This is a genomic window from Pseudomonas sp. SST3, from assembly GCF_003325755.1.
In genome coordinates, this window is sequence record NZ_QORI02000159.1 from 1 (window position 1) to 3,705 (window position 3,705).

A 3,705-nucleotide genomic window follows, 5' to 3' on the forward strand; every position below is an offset into this window, starting at 1 on the left:
CCCCGCTAAGCGGGGGCCTTTTCAAAACATCAGAGCTCACTCAAAAGAGAGATTACTCGATGATTTTAGCTACAACGCCAGCACCAACGGTACGGCCGCCTTCACGGATAGCGAAGCGCAGACCGTCTTCCATTGCGATGGTTTTGATCAGGGTAACAGTCATTTGAATGTTATCGCCTGGCATTACCATTTCAACGCCTTCTGGCAATTCGCAGTTACCGGTCACGTCAGTAGTACGGAAAGTAGAACTGTGGACGGTAGCCTTTGAAGAACGGAGTATGACGGCCGCCTTCTTCTTTGCTCAGAACGTAAACTTCTGCGGTGAACTTGGTGTGCGGCTTGACCGAACCCGGCTTAACCAGAACCTGGCCACGCTCAACGTCGTCACGCTTGGTACCACGCAGCAGAACGCCGCAGTTCTCGCCAGCACGACCTTCGTCGAGCAGTTTGCGGAACATTTCAACACCGGTGCAGGTGGTGACAGTAGTGTCACGCAGACCAACGATTTCCAGTGGATCCTGAACGCGAACGATACCGCGCTCGATACGACCAGTCACAACAGTACCGCGACCGGAGATCGAGAATACGTCTTCGATTGGCATCAGGAACGGCTTATCGGTCAGACGAACTGGTTCTGGGATGTAGCTGTCCAGAGTTTCAACCAGTTTACGAACGGCAGTGGTGCCCATTTCGTTTTCGTCGTTGCCTTCCAGAGCCATACGAGCAGAACCGATGATGATCGGAGTGTCGTCGCCCGGGAAGTCGTAAGTGCTCAGCAGATCGCGCACTTCCATCTCAACCAGTTCCAGCAGCTCAGCGTCGTCTACCAGGTCAGCCTTGTTCAGGAAAACCACGATGTACGGAACGCCAACCTGGCGGGACAGCAGGATGTGCTCACGGGTTTGTGGCATCGGACCATCAGCGGCCGAGCAAACCAGGATAGCGCCGTCCATCTGGGCAGCACCAGTGATCATGTTCTTCACGTAGTCAGCGTGACCTGGGCAGTCAACGTGAGCGTAGTGACGAATAGTCGAGTTGTACTCAACGTGCGCGGTGTTGATGGTGATACCACGAGCTTTTTCTTCTGGTGCGCTGTCGATCTTGTCGAAGTCAACACGAGCCGAACCGAAAACTTCGGAGCAGACGCGAGTCAGAGCAGCGGTCAGAGTGGTTTTACCGTGGTCAACGTGGCCGATGGTGCCAACGTTTACGTGCGGTAGGGAACGATCAAATTTTTCTTTAGCCACGACAATTAACTCCTTGCCTAAAGGACTGAATCAGCCTTGTTTTTTGGATACAGTTTCAGCGTATGTGCGCCGGAGCTGTGTTGTATTTTTTGAATTCCATAGAGTAGCTTGCGCGACCCTGGGACATGGAGCGAACGTCGGTCGCATAACCGAACATCTCACCCAACGGAACCTCGGCGCGAATCACTTTGCCGGAAACCGTGTCTTCCATACCCAAGATCATGCCGCGACGACGGTTAAGGTCGCCCATGACATCACCCATATAGTCTTCAGGTGTAACAACTTCTACCGCCATGATTGGCTCAAGCAACTCACCACCGCCCTTCTGGGCCAGTTGCTTGGTTGCCATGGAAAGCAGCCACCTTAAACGCCATCTCGTTGGAGTCGACGTCGTGGTAAGAACCGTCAAAAACGGTTGCTTTCAGGCCGATCAGCGGATAGCCGGCAACAACACCGTTCTTCATCTGCTCTTCGATACCCTTCTGGATAGCAGGGATGTATTCCTTAGGAACAACACCACCTACTACTTCGTTCACGAATTGCAGACCTTCCTGACCTTCGTCAGCAGGAGCAAAACGGATCCAGCAGTGACCGAACTGACCACGACCGCCGGACTGACGAACGAACTTGCCTTCGATTTCACAGTTCTTCGTGATGCGCTCACGATAGGAAACCTGAGGCTTACCGATGTTGGCTTCGACGTTGAACTCACGGCGCATCCGGTCAACCAGGATGTCCAGGTGCAGCTCGCCCATGCCGGAGATGATCGTTTGACCAGTCTCTTCATCAGTCTTGACGCGGAAAGATGGATCTTCCTGAGCAAGCTTGCCCAGAGCGATACCCATTTTTTCCTGGTCATCCTTGGTCTTAGGCTCTACGGCAACCGAAATAACCGGCTCCGGGAAGTCCATGCGAACCAGGATGATTGGCTTGGCAGCGTCGCACAAAGTCTCACCAGTGGTGACGTCCTTCATGCCGATCAGGGCCGCGATGTCACCAGCGCGTACTTCCTTGATCTCTTCACGGGCGTTTGCGTGCATTTGCACCATACGACCCACGCGCTCTTTCTTGCCTTTAACCGAGTTGATCACGCCGTCGCCGGAGGCCAACACGCCCGAGTAAACGCGGACGAAGGTCAAAGTACCCACGAATGGGTCGGTAGCGATCTTGAACGCCAGAGCCGAGAACGGCTCGTTGTCATCGGCGTGACGCTCCATTTCTTCTTCCTCGTTATCAGGGTTGGAACCCTTGATAGCAGGAATGTCGGTTGGAGCAGGCAGGTAGTCGATAACGGCGTCGAGAACCAGGGGAACACCCTTGTTCTTGAACGAGGAACCGCAAACAGCCAAGACGATCTCACCAGCGATAGTACGCTGACGCAGAGCGGCCTTGATTTCCACGTTGGTGAGTTCTTCACCTTCGAGGTATTTGTTCATCAGCTCTTCGCTGGCTTCGGCAGCAGCCTCAACCATGTTGTTGCGCCACTCGTCAGCCAGTTCCTGAAGTTCTTCAGGGATAGGCTTACGAACAGGAACCATACCTTTGTCGGAATCATTCCAGTAAACAGCTTCCATGTTGATCAGATCGATCTGACCCTGGAAGTTGTCTTCGGAACCGATAGCCAACTGGATAGGCACCGGAGTGTGACCCAGACGCTGCTTGATCTGACCGATCACGCGCAGGAAGTTGGCACCAGCACGGTCCATCTTGTTTTACATAAACAAGACGTGGAACACCGTACTTGTTGGCTTGACGCCATACGGTTTCCGACTGAGGCTCAACACCCGAGGTGCCGCAGAACACAACGACAGCGCCGTCGAGTACGCGCAGGGAACGTTCAACTTCAATGGTGAAGTCTACGTGGCCCGGGGTATCGATTACGTTGAAGCGATGCTCATCTTTGTACTGCTTCTCGGAACCCTTCCAGAAGGCGGTAATAGCAGCAGAAGTAATGGTAATACCACGCTCCTGCTCCTGAACCATCCAGTCTGTGGTCGCGGCGCCGTCATGCACCTCGCCCATTTTGTGACTTTTGCCGGTGTAAAACAGTACGCGCTCGGTGGTGGTGGTTTTACCAGCATCCACGTGAGCGACGATACCGATGTTACGGTAGCGGCTAATCGGAGTAGTACGAGCCATAAAGCCCTCGCAAAATTAGTGAAGCTAAAATTAGAAGCGGTAGTGCGAGAAAGCTTTGTTGGCTTCAGCCATACGGTGCACGTCTTCACGCTTCTTAAACAGCAGCACCTTTACCTTCAGCAGCGTCCAACAGTTCGCCGGCCAAACGCAGAGCCATAGACTTCTCGCCGCGCTTACGGGCGAAGTCTACCAACCAGCGCATTGCCAGAGCGTTACGACGGGACGGGCGAACTTCAACCGGAACCTGGTAAGTAGCACCGCCTACACGGCGCGACTTCACTTCGACCAGCGGAGCGATGGCGTCGAGAGCTTTCTCGAA

3 pseudogenes are annotated in these 3,705 nt (G+C 53.9%); all 3 read right to left on the reverse strand.

The annotated features are described in order from the left end of the window. Positions 1–52 precede the first annotated feature (52 nt). Positions 53–1,247, reverse strand: a pseudogene (tuf, locus tag DQ405_RS27960) (elongation factor Tu). A gap of 30 nt (positions 1,248–1,277) precedes the next feature. Next, positions 1,278–3,386: pseudogene (gene fusA / locus DQ405_RS25705) on the reverse strand (elongation factor G). 30 nt (positions 3,387–3,416) lie between these two features. After that, positions 3,417–3,705, reverse strand: a pseudogene (gene rpsG / locus DQ405_RS25710) (30S ribosomal protein S7); the annotation flags it as partial.